At 74.5% G+C, this 16,045-nt stretch carries 16 protein-coding genes; 12 read left to right on the top strand and 4 right to left on the bottom strand.

The features are described from left to right. Window positions 1-361: 361 nt before the first annotated feature. Entirely contained in the window at window positions 362-1,294 is a 933-nt protein-coding gene (locus OG245_RS21085; protein WP_371625040.1) for a DUF3027 domain-containing protein, read from the bottom strand. Window positions 1,295-1,710: 416 nt separating this feature from the next. Here OG245_RS21085 and OG245_RS21080 point away from each other — a divergent pair, with 416 nt between their 5' ends. The 5 genes from OG245_RS21080 (at window position 1,711) to OG245_RS21060 (ending at window position 5,569) form a co-directional block, all read left to right on the top strand. Then, window positions 1,711-3,153 carry an MFS transporter gene (locus tag OG245_RS21080; protein WP_371625039.1) on the top strand — a complete coding sequence of 481 codons (1,443 nt, stop codon included), beginning with the start codon at window positions 1,711-1,713 and terminating at the stop codon, window positions 3,151-3,153. Window positions 3,154-3,180: 27 nt separating this feature from the next. Further along, window positions 3,181-3,657 (top strand): DUF2771 domain-containing protein, encoded by a 477-nt coding sequence (locus OG245_RS21075; RefSeq protein ID WP_371625038.1) that lies wholly within the window; start codon window positions 3,181-3,183, stop codon window positions 3,655-3,657. 66 nt (window positions 3,658-3,723) lie between these two features. Continuing rightward, the gene (locus OG245_RS21070; RefSeq protein ID WP_371625037.1) at window positions 3,724-4,431 is read left to right on the top strand and encodes a futalosine hydrolase; all 708 of its coding nucleotides are present in this window, start codon (window positions 3,724-3,726) and stop codon (window positions 4,429-4,431) included. Beyond that, window positions 4,409-5,287 (top strand): 1,4-dihydroxy-6-naphthoate synthase, encoded by an 879-nt coding sequence (locus OG245_RS21065; protein WP_371625036.1) that lies wholly within the window; start codon window positions 4,409-4,411, stop codon window positions 5,285-5,287. Before OG245_RS21070 ends, OG245_RS21065 begins: the two co-directional genes overlap by 23 nt. A 30-nt stretch (window positions 5,288-5,317) precedes the next feature. Beyond that, window positions 5,318-5,569, top strand: a complete 252-nt coding sequence (locus OG245_RS21060; protein ID WP_371625035.1) for a hypothetical protein — start codon at window positions 5,318-5,320, stop codon at window positions 5,567-5,569. Window positions 5,570-5,618: 49 nt separating this feature from the next. Here the strand turns inward: OG245_RS21060 and OG245_RS21055 are convergent, their stop codons facing one another. Beyond that, complete coding sequence (locus OG245_RS21055; protein WP_006126557.1) at window positions 5,619-6,002, bottom strand: cold-shock protein; 384 nt, start codon at window positions 6,000-6,002, stop codon at window positions 5,619-5,621. Window positions 6,003-6,181: 179 nt separating this feature from the next. Between OG245_RS21055 and OG245_RS21050 the strand changes: the two genes are divergently transcribed. Beyond that, window positions 6,182-6,421, top strand: coding sequence for a hypothetical protein (locus tag OG245_RS21050; RefSeq protein WP_371625034.1), 240 nt, complete (start codon window positions 6,182-6,184; stop codon window positions 6,419-6,421). Window positions 6,422-6,433: 12 nt separating this feature from the next. On the opposite strand, the gene OG245_RS21045 is transcribed toward OG245_RS21050, so the two are convergent. After that, window positions 6,434-7,105 carry an HAD family hydrolase gene (locus tag OG245_RS21045; protein ID WP_371625033.1) on the bottom strand — a complete coding sequence of 224 codons (672 nt, stop codon included), beginning with the start codon at window positions 7,103-7,105 and terminating at the stop codon, window positions 6,434-6,436. A 167-nt stretch (window positions 7,106-7,272) separates the two neighbouring features. Between OG245_RS21045 and OG245_RS21040 the strand changes: the two genes are divergently transcribed. From OG245_RS21040 to OG245_RS21025, 4 genes are read left to right on the top strand one after another with little or no spacing between them, the layout of a single operon-like run. Continuing rightward, complete coding sequence (locus tag OG245_RS21040; RefSeq protein WP_371625032.1) at window positions 7,273-8,313, top strand: FecCD family ABC transporter permease; 1,041 nt, start codon at window positions 7,273-7,275, stop codon at window positions 8,311-8,313. Beyond that, window positions 8,310-9,386, top strand: coding sequence for a FecCD family ABC transporter permease (locus OG245_RS21035; RefSeq protein ID WP_371625031.1), 1,077 nt, complete (start codon window positions 8,310-8,312; stop codon window positions 9,384-9,386). The genes OG245_RS21040 and OG245_RS21035 overlap by 4 nt, the downstream gene beginning before the upstream one ends. Further along, window positions 9,383-10,255 carry an ABC transporter ATP-binding protein gene (locus tag OG245_RS21030; RefSeq protein WP_371625030.1) on the top strand — a complete coding sequence of 291 codons (873 nt, stop codon included), beginning with the start codon at window positions 9,383-9,385 and terminating at the stop codon, window positions 10,253-10,255. The genes OG245_RS21035 and OG245_RS21030 overlap by 4 nt, the downstream gene beginning before the upstream one ends. A 1-nt stretch (window position 10,256) precedes the next feature. After that, on the top strand, window positions 10,257-11,231 hold the full coding sequence (locus OG245_RS21025) for an ABC transporter substrate-binding protein (RefSeq protein WP_371625029.1): 975 nt from the start codon (window positions 10,257-10,259) through the stop codon (window positions 11,229-11,231). Between the two features lie 26 nt (window positions 11,232-11,257). Here OG245_RS21025 and OG245_RS21020 read toward each other — a convergent pair whose 3' ends face one another. Continuing rightward, window positions 11,258-12,637 (bottom strand): hypothetical protein, encoded by a 1,380-nt coding sequence (locus OG245_RS21020; RefSeq protein ID WP_371625028.1) that lies wholly within the window; start codon window positions 12,635-12,637, stop codon window positions 11,258-11,260. A 54-nt stretch (window positions 12,638-12,691) separates the two neighbouring features. On the opposite strand from OG245_RS21020, the gene OG245_RS21015 reads away from it, so the two are divergent. Both OG245_RS21015 and OG245_RS21010 read left to right on the top strand, forming a co-directional pair. Then, complete coding sequence (locus OG245_RS21015) at window positions 12,692-15,163, top strand: helicase C-terminal domain-containing protein (protein WP_371625027.1); 2,472 nt, start codon at window positions 12,692-12,694, stop codon at window positions 15,161-15,163. A 93-nt stretch (window positions 15,164-15,256) separates the two neighbouring features. Further along, window positions 15,257-16,045 carry a YqjF family protein gene (locus OG245_RS21010; RefSeq protein WP_371625026.1) on the top strand — a complete coding sequence of 263 codons (789 nt, stop codon included), beginning with the start codon at window positions 15,257-15,259 and terminating at the stop codon, window positions 16,043-16,045.

Genomic DNA, 16,045 nt, shown 5'->3' with positions numbered 1-16,045 from the left:
TATGCCTGTGCGGCCCAGTGTGCGCCCGAAGGTACCGCGCGCGCCGCCTCCGCCGTACCAGCGTTCCGGGCCATTGCCAGCCCGTCCGGCGTTTGAGGACGGAACCGTCGACCTGGTGCCGGGTGCCACCGCAGGGCCCTGCACACCGAGTGCCTGTTGTGGTGACCGCTGCCCCGGCCAAGGGGTTCCGTCCTCAAACGCCGGACGGGCTGAAAGGGCGCACCCCGGTCCACCGCAACGGTTCCGTCCTCAAGCGCCGGACGGGCTGGAAAGGCCGCACCGCCGGACGGGCTGGGGGTGGCCGAACGCGCCCCGCGATTCCCGGGCACCGCGAGCCCGGCCCCCTCAGCGGGCAGGAGCGTCAGGAGTGGCCCAGGTCCTCCGACGCCCCGTCCGGCTCGGTCGGCACGGAGCCCCCACCGCGCTCCGGCCGCAGCGAGTACGCGTCCACCCGCATCGTGTCCAGCGCGTGCGGCGCCGGCTTCGGCGGCGGCGGCATCACCGCGGCCTCCGAGTGCCCGCCGCAGCCGTACGCCAGCGACACCACATGCCCGTCCGCCGGGCCGAACTCGTTCGCGCACACCCCGAAGGCCTGTTTCAGGGAGCCCGCCATCGGGATCAGGAACGCGCAGCTCACGCACGTCGCCGGGGCCGCCTGGGCCATCGGCGTCTTCGGGCCGAACGCCTCGTCCCAGCGGTCGGCCGCCGCGTACAGCCCGTACCGGGACAGCACCCGCGCCCGGCGCGTACCGAGCTCGTCCGCGACCGCGGCGATGGACCCGCGGCTGGTGGCGGCCACCGGCCGGTCCGTCAGCTCGGCGTCCTCCGAGTCGACCAGCTCCGCCAGCTCCCGGGAGACCACGGAGTTCGGCGGCGGCTCGTCCTCGCCGGTCCAGCCGGGCTCCAGGCGCAGGTCCTCCGCCTCGGTGGGCAGCAGGTCGCCGGGGCCCATGTCGCCGGGGCGCAGCCGCTCGCTCCACGGCACCCACTCCGGCGCCAGGAGCGCGTCGTCCCCCGGCAGCAGCACCGTTTCGTCGAGGGTGACGTTCTTCGCGCGGGAGGCCCGCGCGACCGTCACCGCCCAGCGCCAGCCCCGGTACCCGGGCTCCTTGGCCTCGAAGTAGTGCGTGACGACGCGGTCTCCCTCGGAGATCACGCCGATGTGCTCACCGACCACTCCGGGCGCGGCGGCCTCCTCCGCGGCGGCACGCGCGAGGTCCACCGCCTCGGCGCACAGGCGGTCGGGAACGGGGGTCCGGGCCGTACGGCTTCGCGTCGTCGTCGCAGCACTCACAGGTCTTCGCTTCTCTCCATACGCCAGTCTCACGAGCGCGCCAGCTGCTGGACGATTGCCGTTTCGGCCAGACAGGTGCGGGCGGAGCGGACCTGGGGGCCGCGTCGACGTCCACACCCGTTGTGCCTGCCTCGGGCGCGCCTTCTGCCATCCATTCTGCGGGATCGCCGAGAGGCGCGCGGCCAAGAACAACCGCCGGTGGCGCGTTACGCACGCTACCCTCTCCGCCGCGCTGCGCCCACCTGCCCGTCCCAAACGTGCCGTATCCGTTCCCGCCGGCTTCCCGCCGATGCCGGTCGGACACGGGTGGGCGCGGGGCCGCGGACGGTTCCGGCGTGCTCGTCCGACAGGGCGTCACACGCGCGTCCGCGGCCGATCGCCGTTCATACCGGCCAGGGTTGGGGCACTATGACGGGGTGACTGCCGCCAGGTCGCACGACGGTCCCGGCCCGCTCCGCAGGGCGGGGCGGGCGACGGGCCGTGCCCTGCGCGCCCCGTTCACCGGCACGGCGCGCGGTATCCGCAAGGCGACGCACGCCCATGGCGCGGGCGAATCCGGTCTCGGAAAACTGATCGAGCTGCACGCGGTGAACGGCGCGGGCGACGTCATGATCACGGTCGCGCTCGCCTCCACCGTCTTCTTCTCGGTGCCCACGGACGAGGCGCGGGGCCGGGTGGCCCTCTACCTCGCCATCACCATGGCCCCCTTCACCCTGCTCGCCCCGGTGATCGGCCCGCTCCTGGACCGGCTGCCGCACGGCCGCCGCGCCGCGATGGCGGGCGCGATGCTGGCCCGGGCGCTGCTGGCGATCACCATGTCGGGCGCGGTCGCCACGGGGGGCCTGGAGCTGTATCCGGCCGCGCTGGGCGTCCTGGTCTGTTCGAAGGCGTACGGCGTGGTGCGCAGTGCGGTCGTGCCCCGCCTGCTGCCACCCAGATTCTCCCTGGTGAAGGCCAATTCCCGGGTCACCCTGGCCGGGCTGCTGGCGACCGGGGTCGCGGCCCCGATCGGGGCCGGTCTCCAGGCCATCGGCTCGCCCTGGCCGCTCTACGGCGCCTGCGCGATCTTCGTCGCGGGCACGTTCCTCGCCTTCACGCTGCCGCCCAAGGTCGACTCCGCGAAGGGCGAGCGCCGGGCGCGGCTGATCGTCCCGCACCACGAGGACACCGCGCCGCGGTCCGTGCCGCGACGGAACGGCGGCAGCACCCGGGCGGGCCTCCGCAGGGGCGGCAACGGGCAGAAGCCCGCCAGGGAGCGGCCACCGGGGCTGCGGTCCGTCGGCGGGTCCGTCCTGCACGGGCTCCAGGCCAACGCGGCGCACCGGGCCCTCTCCGGCTTCCTCATCTTCTTCCTGGCGTTCCTGCTGCGCGAGCACCCGCTGGCCGGGCAGAGCGCTGCGGTCTCGCTCGGCATCGTCGGTGTGGCGGCGGGCGTCGGCAACGCCTGCGGTACGGCGGTGGGCTCCTGGCTGCGGGCGCGCGGCCCCGAGGTGATCGTCGCGACGGTGCTGGGACTCGCGCTGAGCGTGGCGGTGCTGGCCGCGGTCTTCTTCTCCACCGCGCTGGTCGCCGCGCTCGGCGCGGTCGCCGGTTTCACCCAGGCCCTGTCCAAGCTGTCGCTCGACGCGATGATCCAGCGGGACGTGCCGGAGGAGGTCCGCACCTCCGCGTTCGCCCGGTCCGAGACGTTGCTCCAGATGGCGTGGGTGGTCGGCGGCGGCATCGGCATCGCCCTGCCGCTCAACGCGGTGCTCGGCATGTCGGTCGCCGCGGGCATTCTCGCGCTCGGCGCGGCCACGTCCGTACGGGGCCTCCTGGGGGCCGCGCGGCGCGGCACGCCGCACCCCCGCGTGGCATGAGCGGAGGCGACCGATAGCCTTCGGCCCATGACCGTTGCGTTCTTCTCCGGTAAGGGCCGTCGAATCGGCGTCGCTCTTGGTGCCGTGTCCGCGGGACTCCTTGTCCTGTCCGCCTGCGACAAGCCGACGCCGCTCGCCACCGTGACGGTCGGCAGCAACTCGGTGCACTCCGAGGCCGCCTGCTACAACGACGGCGAGGCGATCAAGGAGTCGCTGATCCAGGGCTGCCTGAACAAGAAGGCGGAGAAGACCATCAAGGTCGCCATGGACGACAAGGTCCGCTTCGGCGTCGACCCCGAGATCGCCGAGAACGGCTGGACGCTCTTCATCAACGGCCAGCAGGCCGAGCAGGAGCCGTACGACAAGACCTACCGGACGATCCCCGGCAGCGCCTTCTTCGCCAGCCAGACGGGGCAGCCGTCCGAGAAGACGAACATCTCCATCGTGGAGACCAAGGGCAAGAAGCTCACGGGCATCTGGCAGTTCGAGCTCAAGAAGGACTGACGAGAAGGACCGCCCCGCTCCCCCGAGAGCGCCCCTCCCCCGTCCTCGACCCTGAGGCTGTAACCCGTGCGTGTGCTGGTCGTGACCGCTGTCCCGGTGGAACGGGACGCGGTCACGCGTGCGTTCGGGGGCACCGCGGAGACCGTGGCGCTGCCGGGGGGCGAGCTGCACCGCGGCGGCCCGTTCGACGTGCTGGCGGGCGGTGCGGGACCGGCCGCCGCGGCGGCGGCCACCGCCTTCGCCCTGGCGTCGGCGTCCGCGCCGTACGGTCTCGTCGTCTCGGCCGGGATCGGCGGGGCGTTCACCCCGCTGACGCCGCTCGGCTCGCTGGTCGTGGCGAGCGACCTCGTCGCCGCCGACCTGGGCGCCGACACCCCCGAGGGCTTCCTGCCGGTCACCGCGCTCGGCTTCGGCCGGGACCGCTTCACCGCCCCGCCCGCGCTCGTGCGGGCGGTGGCGGCCGCCACCGGCGCCGCCGCCGGCCCCGTCCTCACCGTCTCCACCGTGACCGGCACCGCCGAACGCGCCGCGGACCTGCTCGCCGCGCACCCGGGGGCGCTGGCCGAGGCGATGGAGGGCTTCGGGGTCGCGGAGGCCGCCGCCCGGGCCGGGGTGCCGGTCACGGAGCTGCGGGCCGTGTCGAACGCCGTGGGCCCCCGCGACCGGGACGCCTGGCGGATCGGCGACGCGCTGGCGGCGCTCACGGACGCGTTCGGGAAGATCGCCCCCGTACTGGAAGGTTGGAACCGGCATGACGACCGACACCGCAGCTAGCCGGGGCCCGGCCGGGGACGCGATCGAGATCGCCTTCTCGCCCTGCCCCAACGACACCTTCGTCTTCGACGCCTGGGCGCACGGCCGGGTCCCCGGCGCGCCCGCACTGGACGTGACCTTCGCCGACATCGACCTCACCAACGGCATGGCCGAGCGCGGTGAGCTGGACGTCCTGAAGGTGTCCTACGCCGTGCTGCCGTGGGTGCTCGACGACTACGCGCTGCTGCCGTGCGGCGGGGCGCTGGGCCGGGGCTGCGGTCCGCTGGTCCTCTCCAAGGAGCTGGGCCTCGACCTGACCGGCCGGACCGTCGCCGTGCCGAGCGAGCGCTCGACGGCGTACCTGCTGTTCCGGCTCTGGGCGGCGGAGATGGTCCCGGGCGGCGTCGGCGAGGTCGTCGTGATGCCGTTCGACGAGATCATGCCCGCCGTACGGGACGGCAAGGTCGACGCCGGTCTGGTCATCCACGAGGCCCGTTTCACGTACCGGAACTTCGGTCTGCACAACCTCGCCGACATGGGCCGGCACTGGGAGGACACCACGGGCCTCCCGATCCCGCTCGGCGCGATCATCGCCAAGCGCTCGCTCGGCGAGGAGACCCTGCGCCGGCTGGCCGACTCGGTCCGCAGCTCGGTCCGGCTGGCCTGGGACCACCCGGAGGTCTCCCGGCCCTACGTCCTGGAGCACGCCCAGGAGATGGACCCGGCCGTCGCGGACCAGCACATCGGGCTGTACGTGAACGAGTTCACCGCCGACCTCGGCGAGGACGGCTACGCGGCGGTCCGCGGCCTGCTGACCCGCGCGGCGGCCGAGGGACTGGTACCGCCGCTGGGCCCGGACGCGCTCGCGTTCCCCTGAGCGGGACCGGACCACTACCGGCTGCGGGCGGTGAACCGGAAGCGGTTCGTCCTGACCCGCCGGGCCGATGACGAGGACCCCGGTGCGTCCCTGACGGCGAAGCCGTCCGGTCTCGGCGGCGGCAGGAGGCTGGCGGTGCGGACGACGGGCCGGGCCGTGGCCGCGGACATCGTGCTCGTCACGCTCTTCGCCGGCGTCGACCGCGCGCCGCTGACCCGCTCGGGCGCGGTGCGCGCGGCCCTGGGAAGGTTCACCCGGCTCCTCGCGGAGAGCCAGGCCTGACCGCCCGCAGGGTCCGCGCCCCGGCAGCGCCTTCGCGGGTCGCCGTCCGCTACACGTCGAGCTGGTCGGCGACCGCCCTCAGCAGGCCCGCGATCTTCGCGCCGGCGGCCTTGTCGGGGTAGCGGCCCCGCTCCAGCTGCGGCGTGATGTTCTCCAGGACCGTCGTCAGGTCCTGCACGATCGACGCCAGCTCGTCCGGTTTGCGGCGCTGCGCGGCCGCGACGGACGGGGTGGGGTCGAGGACCACCACCGAAAGGGCCTGGTCGCCGCGCTGGCCCGCGACCACGCCGAATTCCACGCGCTGGCCGGGCTTGAGGGCGTCGACCCCGGCAGGGAGAACCGACGAGTGGACGAAGACGTCGCCGCCGTCGTCGCGGGAGAGAAAGCCGAAGCCCTTCTCGCTGTTGAACCACTTGACCTTGCCGGTGGGCACGTCTGTCCTCGTCCTCGTACTCGTCGGTGTGCGGATAGGAGCCGGTCTCCCGGGGAAAACGGCTCCGGATAGCAGTACAGCGGGTCACCGTGACCCGCCCGGTCCCAGGCTAATGGGCCCAGGGCCGGTGACAAGACGTCGCCGGAGAGTTCCTCCGGGCAGGGAACTACCCTGGTCGCGTGAGCACTACTCCTTCAGGCGCAGGCGACCGGCTTGTTCAGGTCGGCGCGATCGTCTTCTTCGTCGGCGCACTGGCCACTCTGGTCACGGTCGCCCCACTTTTCCTGGGCACGGAACCGTTCCCCGCGATCGCGTACGCGGTCTGCATGCTGATGGGCGTCGGGTTCCTGATCGCCGCGGCGGGCGTCGTGCGCTCGGCCTGGTCCAGCTCCCCGAAACGGGCCGCGAACCGCGTCTGACGCCGCAGGGCGTCACGCCACCCGGGCCGCCTCGAAGGCGGCCAGCCAGGCCGGGAAGCCGGTCAGGTCCTCCAGCACCACGTCCGCGCCCGCCGTCCGCAGCTCCGCCGCGTCGCACGGGCCCGTCGTCACCGCGACCGACAGCGCTCCGGCGGCCCGGGCCCCGCGTACGTCGCCGGTGTGGTCGCCGACGTACACCTGCGCACCGTGCTCGCGCAGCGCCTCGCCCTTGGCCTCCGCCCACAGCCAGCCGACCACCGTGTCCGGCTCGATGCCGAGGTGGGCCAGGTGCAGCTTCGCGTTCGGCTCGTACTTCGCCGTGACGACGAGCGCCCGGCCGCCGAGCGCCCGCACCGCGGCCACCGACTCCCGCGCCCCGGGGAGGGCCGTGCTCGGGGCTATCGCGTGGTCGGGGTAGATCTCCCGGTAGCGGTCGGCCGCGGCGGCCACCCGGTCGGCCGGGAACCAGTGCGCCAGCTCCGTCTCCAGCGGCGGGCCGATCCGGCTCACCACCAGGTCGACGTCGATCGGCACCCCGGTCTCCGCGGACAGCGCCCGGTAGGCGGCGGCGATACCGGGCCGGGAGTCGACGAGCGTCATGTCGAGGTCGAAGCCGACCGTCAGGGGGTGCCGGAGGGGGCGCCGGTCGGGGTACTGGTCGGGGTGCTGATCCGTGGAAGCCATGTCTGCCATTGTGCCGACCGGCCGGGTGCCGCCCCGAAGCCCCCGTCGGCCCCGGAATCCCGCCGCTTAGACTGAGACGCGCACTTAGCCAAGCCTTACCGTCCTGGCCCCGCGCCCCGGCGTTCCCGCCCGTTCCATCACGTCCGCGTCCGTCCCGATTGGGTGAAATGTCAGCGTCAGCGCCCGTGCGGACCGCCGCGCCACCCCGCACTCCCCGTCTCTCCCGACGCGCGGGCTCGACGGCCGCGGCCGTGCTCGCCCTGCTGGTGGCGGTCCTGCTGAGCCTCGCCGTGGGGGCGCGTTCCATCCCGCCGGGCGAGGTGTTCGACGTCCTGCTGCACGGCGGGCACTCCGACGCCGCCGAGGTGATCCGCACCATGAGGGTGCCGCGCACGCTCATCGGGCTGATGGTCGGCGCGGCGCTGGCCCTCGCGGGCACGGTGCTCCAGGGCATCACCCGTAACCCCATCGCCGATCCCGGCATCCTCGGCATCAGCCAGGGCGCCTCGGTGGCGGTGGTGATGGCCATCGCGTTCGCGGGGGTCCACACGCTCACCGGGTACGTGTGGTTCGCCTTCGCGGGCGCGGCGATCGCCTCGGTCGCGGTGTACGCCATCGCCTCCAGCGGGCGCGGCGGCGCGACCCCGGTGAAGCTCGCGCTCGGCGGTGCGGCGATCAACGCGCTGCTGGTGTCGGTGACGGTCGGGATCCTCACGACGAACGCCGCCGCGCTGGACGAGTTCCGCTTCTGGCAGGTCGGCTCGATCGCCGGGCGGGAGTCGGACGTCGTCCAGCAGGTGTGGCCGTTCCTCCTCCTCGGAGCGGTCCTCGTGCTCTCCGTCGCCCGCGGCCTGGACGCGCTCGCGCTTGGCGAGGACGTCGCGAAGGGGCTCGGCCAGAACGTCGCGGCGGTGAGGATCGTCGGCGGCCTCGGGGCGACCGTGCTGACCGGGGTCGGGGTCGCCGCCGCCGGGCCGATCGCGTTCATCGGTCTGGCCGTCCCGCACATCGCCCGCGCGGTCGTCGGCAACGACCACCGCTGGGTGCTGCCCATGGCGGCGCTGATCGGGCCCGTGATGCTGCTCGTCTCCGACGTCGTCGGCCGGATCGTGTTCCCGCCGGGCGAGGTCCCGGCGGGCGTGATGACGGCCCTGATCGGGGTGCCGTTCCTGGTCGCCCTCGTACGCCGGAAGGCGGTGCCCGCGTGAACGGGACGTCCACCCCGGTACGGGTCAGGCCCGCCGGCTACTCCGTCGTGAAGGCCGGTCCGCGCGGCCGGTTCCTGCTGCACCGGCGGGCCTCCGTCGTCGCGGCCGCCCTCGTCGTGCTGCTGGCCGCCGTCTGCGTCGCCTACCTCTGCGTCGGGGAGAGCTTCGTCGCGCCCGGCGAGGTCGTGAAGGTGATCCTCGGGCAGCCCTCCTCGGCCGAGCTGGTCGTGGGCACGCTGCGGCTGCCGCGCATGGTCGTCGGGCTGCTGGTGGGCGCCGCGTTCGGGATCGCCGGGGCGCTGATCCAGACCGTGGCCCGCAACCCGCTCGCCAGCCCCGACATCATCGGCATCAGCCAGGGCGCCAGCGCGCTCACGGTCGGCGCGATGACCTTCGGCATCACGTCGTACACCGTCCTGCCCTACCTCTCCGTCATCGGCGGCATCGCGGCGGCGGCCCTCGTCTACGTCTTCGCGTGGCGCGGCGGCCTGCACGCCACCCGCTTCGTCCTCATCGGCATCGGCTTCGCCATCGCGCTGCGGTCGGTGACCACGCTGTTCCTGACCAAGGGCGACTACCTGGTCGCCCAGCAGGCGCAGATCTGGATGACCGGTTCGCTGAACGGGCGCGGCTGGCCGGAGGCCGCCCCGATCGGCTGGACGCTGCTGATCCTGCTGCCCGCCATCGCCTGGGCGGCCCGTGCGCAGCGCACCGTCGCGATGGACGACGACACCGCCACCGCGCTGGGCGTGCGCCTGGGGCGCGTACGGCTGGGACTCGTCGCGCTCGGTGTGGTCCTGGCGTCCGTGGCGACGGGCACGGCCGGCCCGGTGGACTTCGTGGCGCTGCTCGCCCCGCAGATCGCCCGCCGGATGACCCGGACCGCGCAGATCCCGCTGGTGTCCTCGGCGCTGCTGGGCGCGGTCATCGTCGTCCTCGGCGATCTGCTCGCCCGCAAGCTGTTCTCGCCCACCGAACTGCCGGTGGGCGTCCTCACGGCGGCGGTCGGCGCCCCGTACCTGATCTGGCTGATCATCCGCGGTCACCGCGGCCGCAGTGGAGGCACCGCATGAGCCCGAGCCCGACGACCGACACGGCGCAGCGGACCGGCAGGCTCGCCGCCCGCTCCCTGACCCTCGCGTACGAGGACCGCACCGTGGTCCACGAGCTGGACCTCACCGTGCCCGACGGGCAGGTCACCGTCATCGTCGGCCCGAACGCCTGCGGCAAGTCCACCACCCTGCGGGCGCTCGGCCGGCTGCTGAAGCCGCGCGGCGGGGCGGTCCTGCTGGACGGCGAGGAGTTGGCGCGGATACCCACGAAGCGGATCGCCCGGTCCATCGGGCTGCTCCCGCAGACCCCGGTGGCGCCCGAGGCGATCACCGTCTCCGACCTGGTCGCGCGGGGCCGCCAGCCGCACCAGAGCTGGTGGCAGCAGTGGTCAGACGAGGACGAGCGGGCGGTGACCGACGCGATGGCCCGTACCGACGTCACGGCGCTCGCCGACCGGTCGGTGGACGAGCTGTCGGGCGGGCAGCGCCAGCGGGTGTGGATCGCGATGGCGCTGGCCCAGGAGACGGACCTGCTGCTGCTCGACGAGCCGACGACGTATCTCGACATCGCGCACCAGGTGGAAGTCCTGGACCTGGTACGCCAGTTGGCCTCCCCTGCCGCCGACGGCACCCGGGGCCGTACCGTCGTCACGGTGCTCCACGACCTCAACCAGGCCGCCCGGTACGCGGACCGCCTGGTCGCCATGAAGGAAGGCCGGATCGTCGCCGAGGGCCGGCCCGGGGACGTCGTCACCGCCGAGCTCGTCGCCGAGGTCTTCGGCCTGGAGGCGGTGATCGTCCCGGACCCGGTGACGGGTTCGCCGCTCGTCGTCCCGAGTGCCCCCTGGGCCCCGTCCCCGGCCGGGTCCCCCTCCCAGAAAGGTCTGTGACATGACTCCCCTCCTCCGCGACCGCCGCGCCCTCGTCGCCGGCTCCCTCGCCATGACCGCCGCGCTCACCCTCGCCGGGTGCGGCTCCTCGGACCCGGCGGCGGACTCCTCCGACTCCCCGGCGAAGACGCGCACCGTCTCCACCGCGAACGGGGAGGTCGAGGTGCCCGCGTCGCCGAAGCGGGTCGTCGTCCTGGACTCCGGCGAACTGGACTCCGCGATCACCCTCGGCGTCCGGCCCGTCGGCGCGACGCACTCGGCCTCCGAGGACGCCTTCCCCACCTACCTCCCCGCGAGCGAGACGAAGGACATCACCCCGGTCGGCGAGATCGCCAACGCGAACCTGGAGTCCGTCGCCGCGCTCAAGCCCGACCTGATCCTCACCAGCAAGGTCCGTGACGGGGAGCGCTACGACGAGCTCAGCAAGATCGCCCCGACCGTGATGACGGAGGCGACCGGCAGCGCCTGGAAGGAGAACTTCCAGGTGCACGCGGAGGCGCTCGGCAAGCAGGCCGAGGCCAAGAAGGTCCTCGCCACGTACGACACCCAGGTGGCGAAGGTGACGGAGGCGCTCGGCGGCAAGGAGAAGGCCGCCGCCACGGACGTCAACTTCGTCCGCTTCGTCGAGGGCGCCGAGATCCGCATCTACGGCAAGCAGAACTACATCGGTTCGCTGCTCGCCGACATCGGCACCGGCCGCCCCCCGATCACGGACAAGGCGAAGGACGGGTTCTCGTACGACGTGTCGCCCGAGAAGATCGACCTCGCGGACGCGGACGTCATCTTCACGTCGACGTACGGCGACCCGGGCAAGGCCGGGACGACGAAGACGATGAACAGCGGCCTGTGGAAGGGGCTGAAGGCGGCCAGGAACGACAAGGTCTTCAAGGTCGACGACCGGCTGTGGATCGCGGGCATCGGCTACACCGCCGCCGGCAAGATCCTGCAGGAGTTCGAGACCAGCATGACGCAGTAGGGCCTCCCGACCCGATCGGGCCGGGCTCAGCCGGTCCGCCTCCGCGCCCGCCACACCAGGTAGAGCGCGGAGGCGACGGCGGCGACGCGGACGACCACCGGCCAGGTGTCCACCAGGACGTCCCGCATCGCGCCCTCGCGGATCGGTTCGCCCCAGCGCCCCTCCATCCGCCCCCACACCCACACGAGGGCCCCGGCCGCCACCACGCCCGGCAGACCGAGCGCCGCCCACTTCGCCTCCGTGCGGGAGAGGGTGCGCGAGCTGTACGCGATCAGCCAGCCGCCCGCCAGCGGCAGCCAGGAACCGGTGACCACACCGGCGACGAGCAGGACGGCCGCCAGGAGCAGCAGCGGGTGGGCGAAACCGCCGCGGGGGCCGGAGGGAACGGCCGCCCCGGGCTCGACGACCACCGCGGCCGTCTTCTTGCGGCGGCGGAGCTTCAGGAGGCGCAGAGCCCGGCGGCGCGCGGCGGTCCCGGTCCCGGCCTCCCCCTCCGCCCCGGCCTTCCCGTCCGCGACGTCGCCCCCGCCCGCCGCGCCCTTCTCGTCCTTCTCGCCCTGCCCGTCCTTCTCGACGGGCCGCGGCCGCTTCCCGAGCAGCTCCGGGGCCTCGATGCCGCCGAAGAACCCGGGGATGGCGGTTCCCTCGTCGAAGGGGCCCGGTTCCAGCCGCCACCAGTCGGTCCCGTCCGCGTCCCCCTGCTGGTCCTGGCCGAGCATGTGCGGGGCGGACGGATCGGGCCAGTCGCGGACGGGGACGCCCTCGTCGTCGGGCGCCTGGTCGTCGGGGGCGGGAGCCGGGCGGGGCACGGCGGCGGACCGCGCGCCGGAAGTCCGGTCGGAAGTCCGGTCGGAAGGCCGGTCGGAAGCAGGGTCAGAGGCGCCGCCGGGCGCACGGTCGGACATGCCGCCCGGTGCGCCGCCCGCGCCGTCCTCGGGCCCGCGGCGCGACGCGCCCCACCCGAAACCGGCTTTCGGCTTCCCGGACGCCTTCGCCGCCCGGCCGTCCCCCGCTCCCGGAGCGGGCTCCTTCGGCCCCCTCGGCTCCTTCGGCTCCCTCGGCTCCTTGCGGAGGAGTCCGCCCCGGGGCCGGGGCAGGGAGGTCCGCCGCCGCTGCTCGCCGCCCTCCGTCCCGGTCCCGGCGGTCGGCAGCGTGACCGTGCCGTCGGCCGACTCCGCCGCCGCGGCGACCAGTTCGTCCGGGCTGCCCAGCCTGCCGATGATGCGCCGCACGGTCGCCGGAGAGTCCGCGCCCTCCGCGCCGCGCTGCCGGTCGATCTCCCCCCGAAGCGTCGAAACCAGGCGCATCCGGGCGCCCGACGACAGCTGTTGCCGCTGAGCCAGGTCGCCGACCCGGCTCAGGTAGTCGTAGACGAGCTGGTCACTCTCGATCCCCACGCGATGCATCCCCTCTACCGGCCCTGCCCCGACGGTAGCGTTCCAGCGGCTACCGTGGGACGGATGGGGACGACCACACCACCGCGCACGCTCGCCGAAGCCCTGCGCGCCCGGGGCGACGAATCGCTGGCCGGGCTGCTGCGCGCCCGCCCCGACCTCCTCAACCCGGTGCCGAACGACATCACCCAGCTCGCCACGCGGGCCGGCACACGGGCGTCCGTCGTCCGCGCGCTGGAACACCTGGACCGGTTCGCGCTCCAGACCGCCGAGGCGCTGGCGGTGGCCCCGGACCCGGCCCCGTACGCCACGCTGCTCTCCCTGCTCACCGGAGAGGGCCTGGACGACGGCGAGCAGCGCGACGACGCCGGGGCGGCGATCACCGCCGCGCTGCCGGGCGCGCTGGCGACGCTGCGCGAACAGGCCCTGGTCTGGGGCGAGGACGACCGGCTGCGGCTGGTGCGCACCGCCCGCGAACTGCTCGCCCCGTCCCCGCAGCACCCCTCGCCCACGGGCCTCGGCCCCACGGTCGCCGAGGCGACGGCCGGCATGTCACCGGGCCGCCTCCAGGAGATCCTGGCGGCGGGCGGTCTGCCCGCCACGCACGACCCGGTCTCGGCGGTGGCCGCGCTGTCCTCGCTCTTCACGGACCGGACGCGGATGGCCGAACTGCTGGACACCGCCCCGGTGGAGGCGCTGGCGGTGCTGGACCGGCTGGTGTGGGGCCCGCCGTACGGGGAGGTCACGCCCAACCCCACTCCCCCCGTGAAGTGGCTGCGCGACCGGGGCCTGCTGCTGCCGGTCTCCACCCGCACGGTGGTCCTGCCGCGCGAGGCGGCCCTGCATCTGCGCGCCGGACGCGCCCACCGCGTGCCGGAGCCGGTGCCCCCGGTCGTCGCCGCGGCGGTGACACGCGATCCACAGGCTGTGGACAGGGCGGCGGCCGGGCAGGCGTTCACGGCGCTGTCCACCGTCGAGGAGCTGCTGAAGCTCTGGAACGGCGGCGGCCCCGCGATCCTGCGCGCGGGCGGGCTGAGCGTACGGGAGCTGAAGCGCGCCGCGAACTCCCTCGACGTGACCGAGCCGATCGCGGCGTTCTGGATCGAACTGGCCTACGGCGCGGGCCTGCTGGCCTCCGACGGGGAGCCCGAGGAGCGGTACGCGCCGACGCCCGCTTCCGACGAGTGGCTCGACCTGTCCGCCGAGGACCGCTGGACGCACCTCGCCACCGCCTGGCTCGCCGCCACCCGGACCCCGGGCCTGGTCGGCGGCCAGGACGCCAAGGGCCGGGCGCTGTCCGCACTCGGCCCGGAGCTGGACCGCTCGGCCGCCCCCGACGTACGCCACCGGGTCCTGGCCCTGTTCGCCGAACTCCCGCCGGGCACCGCGCCGGACGCCGAGACCCTGCTGCGACGACTGCGCTGGGAGCGCCCGTTGCGCGGCGGTGCGGCTCCTTCCCCGTCGGCGGAGGGAACCGACCTCCGCTCCCGCCTCGCCCTGTGGACGCTCAACGAGGCGGAGCTGCTGGGCATCACGGGCCGGGGCGCGCTCTCCGCACAGGCCCGCGCACTGCTGGACGAGGGCCCGGACGCGGCGGCGGCCCGCCTCGCGCCGCTCGTCCCCGAACCCCTGGACCACGTCCTCCTCCAGGCCGACCTGACGGCGGTGGCGCCGGGCCCACTGGAACGCCCCCTGGCGGAGACGCTCTCGGTCCTGGCCGACGTCGAGTCCAAGGGCGGGGCGACGGTGTACCGCTTCACGCCCGGCTCGGTGCGCCGCGCCCTGGACGCCGGGCAGGCGGCGACCGATCTGCACGCGTTCCTGGCCGCGCACAGCCGTACGCCGGTGCCGCAGCCGCTGAGCTACCTGATCGACGACGTGGCCCGCCGCCACGGCCACCTGCGGATCGGGTCGGCGTCCGCGTACGTGCGCTGCGACGACGAGGCGGTCCTCAACGAGATCCTGGCCGACCGCCGCTCCACGGGACTCCGCCTCCGCCGCCTGGCCCCCACGGTCCTGGCCTCCCAGGCGGACCCCGGCTCCCTCCTGGAGGCCCTGCGCGACATGGGCTACGCGCCGGCCGCCGAATCCGCCGAGGGCGACGTCCTGATCACCCGTGCCGGCGCCCGCCGCACCCCGCCGCGCACACCCCCGGTCCCGGTCCCCGAAGGCCCGCCGACCCCGGACGACACCCTGCTCGGGGCGGCGGTTCGGGCCATCCGCGCGGGCGACACGGCCGCCACGGTGATCCGCAAGGACACGTCCGAGGACCCGTCGTCCACCACGCCTTCCGGCTCCCTCCCCCGCACCACGTCCGCCGAGACCCTGGCCACGGTCCAGGCGGCCGCGATGACGGGCTCCGCGGTCTGGATCGGCTACGTCAACGCGGACGGCGCGGCCAGCCAGCGCGTGATCGCCCCGGTCCGCGTGGAGGGCGGCTTCGTCACGGCGTACGACCACACGGCCGACGAGGTCCGCACGTACCCGCTGCACCGGATCACGGGGGTGGCGGAGCTGGCGGAGGACGGGAAGCCCTGACGGCGGCGCGGGTGCGGTTCTCCGCGGGGTGCGCGGGTCCGTCGGTTTCACGGGCGTGCCGTCTCTGCCGGCGCGGTCTGCGATGCTGCGGGCATGGCCACAGCCCGCCCCGCCCCTGAGCCGGTGACGTCCCGACCGGTGGCACCCGAGCCGGTGTCGCCGCACCCGCCCGCCACGCCGATGCCGCCGCTGCTCACCCAGTCCTGGCTGGATCTCGCGTTCCTGCACTGGGCGGCCGACCCGGCGGACGTGGCGCCGCTGCTGCCCCCGGGCACGGTGCCGGACACCTTCGACGGGGCGGCCTACGTGGGGCTCGTCGCCTTCCGGATGCACCGGGTGGGCGGGCTCGGTCTGCCGGGGATTCCGTACCTCGGGACCTTCCCCGAGACCAACGTCCGGCTGTACTCCGTGGACGAGCACGGGCGGCGCGGGGTCGTCTTCCGCTCGCTCGACGCCTCGCGGCTCGTCCCCGTCGTCGTGGCGCGGGCCGCGTTCCGCCTGCCGTACGTGTGGTCCCGGATGGGCGTCGAGCGGTCCGGCGACACCCTCACGTACACGAGCGCCCGGCGGTGGCCCGGCCCGCGCGGCGCACGGAGCAGGATCGTGCTGCGCGCCGGACGGCCGATCGGGGAGCCGACGCCCCTGGAGCACTTCCTCACCGCCCGGTGGGCCCTGCACAACACGTTCTCCGGGCGGACCCGGTACCTGCCCAACGCGCATCCCCGGTGGCCGCTGCACCGGGCGGAGCTCCTGGAGTGCGACGAGGACCTGGTGGCGGCGGGCGGGCTGCCCGCACCGGTCGGGGACCCGGTGAGCGTGCTGTACTCCCCCGGCGTCCCGGTCCGCTTCGGGCCGCAGCGCAGGCCCCGCGCCGGAGACTGA

Source organism: Streptomyces sp. NBC_01116 (assembly GCF_041435495.1).
Classification (GTDB): Bacteria; Actinomycetota; Actinomycetes; order Streptomycetales; family Streptomycetaceae; genus Streptomyces.
This window is presented reverse-complemented; position numbering and strand designations above follow the sequence as displayed.

Bases quoted from the DNA above. Each gene is read 5' to 3' on its own strand.
- OG245_RS21075 (WP_371625038.1), top strand. From the start codon at position 3,181: ATGACCGTTGCGTTCTTCTCCGGTAAGGGCCGTCGAATCGGCGTCGCT.
- OG245_RS21065 (WP_371625036.1), top strand. From the start codon at position 4,409: ATGACGACCGACACCGCAGCTAGCCGGGGCCCGGCCGGGGACGCGATC.
- OG245_RS21045 (WP_371625033.1), bottom strand. From the start codon at position 7,105: ATGGCTTCCACGGATCAGCACCCCGACCAGTACCCCGACCGGCGCCCC.
- OG245_RS21040 (WP_371625032.1), top strand. From the start codon at position 7,273: ATGTCAGCGTCAGCGCCCGTGCGGACCGCCGCGCCACCCCGCACTCCC.
- OG245_RS21030 (WP_371625030.1), top strand. From the start codon at position 9,383: ATGAGCCCGAGCCCGACGACCGACACGGCGCAGCGGACCGGCAGGCTC.
- OG245_RS21025 (WP_371625029.1), top strand. From the start codon at position 10,257: ATGACTCCCCTCCTCCGCGACCGCCGCGCCCTCGTCGCCGGCTCCCTC.
- OG245_RS21020 (WP_371625028.1), bottom strand. From the start codon at position 12,637: ATGCATCGCGTGGGGATCGAGAGTGACCAGCTCGTCTACGACTACCTG.
- OG245_RS21015 (WP_371625027.1), top strand. From the start codon at position 12,692: ATGGGGACGACCACACCACCGCGCACGCTCGCCGAAGCCCTGCGCGCC.
- OG245_RS21010 (WP_371625026.1), top strand. From the start codon at position 15,257: ATGGCCACAGCCCGCCCCGCCCCTGAGCCGGTGACGTCCCGACCGGTG.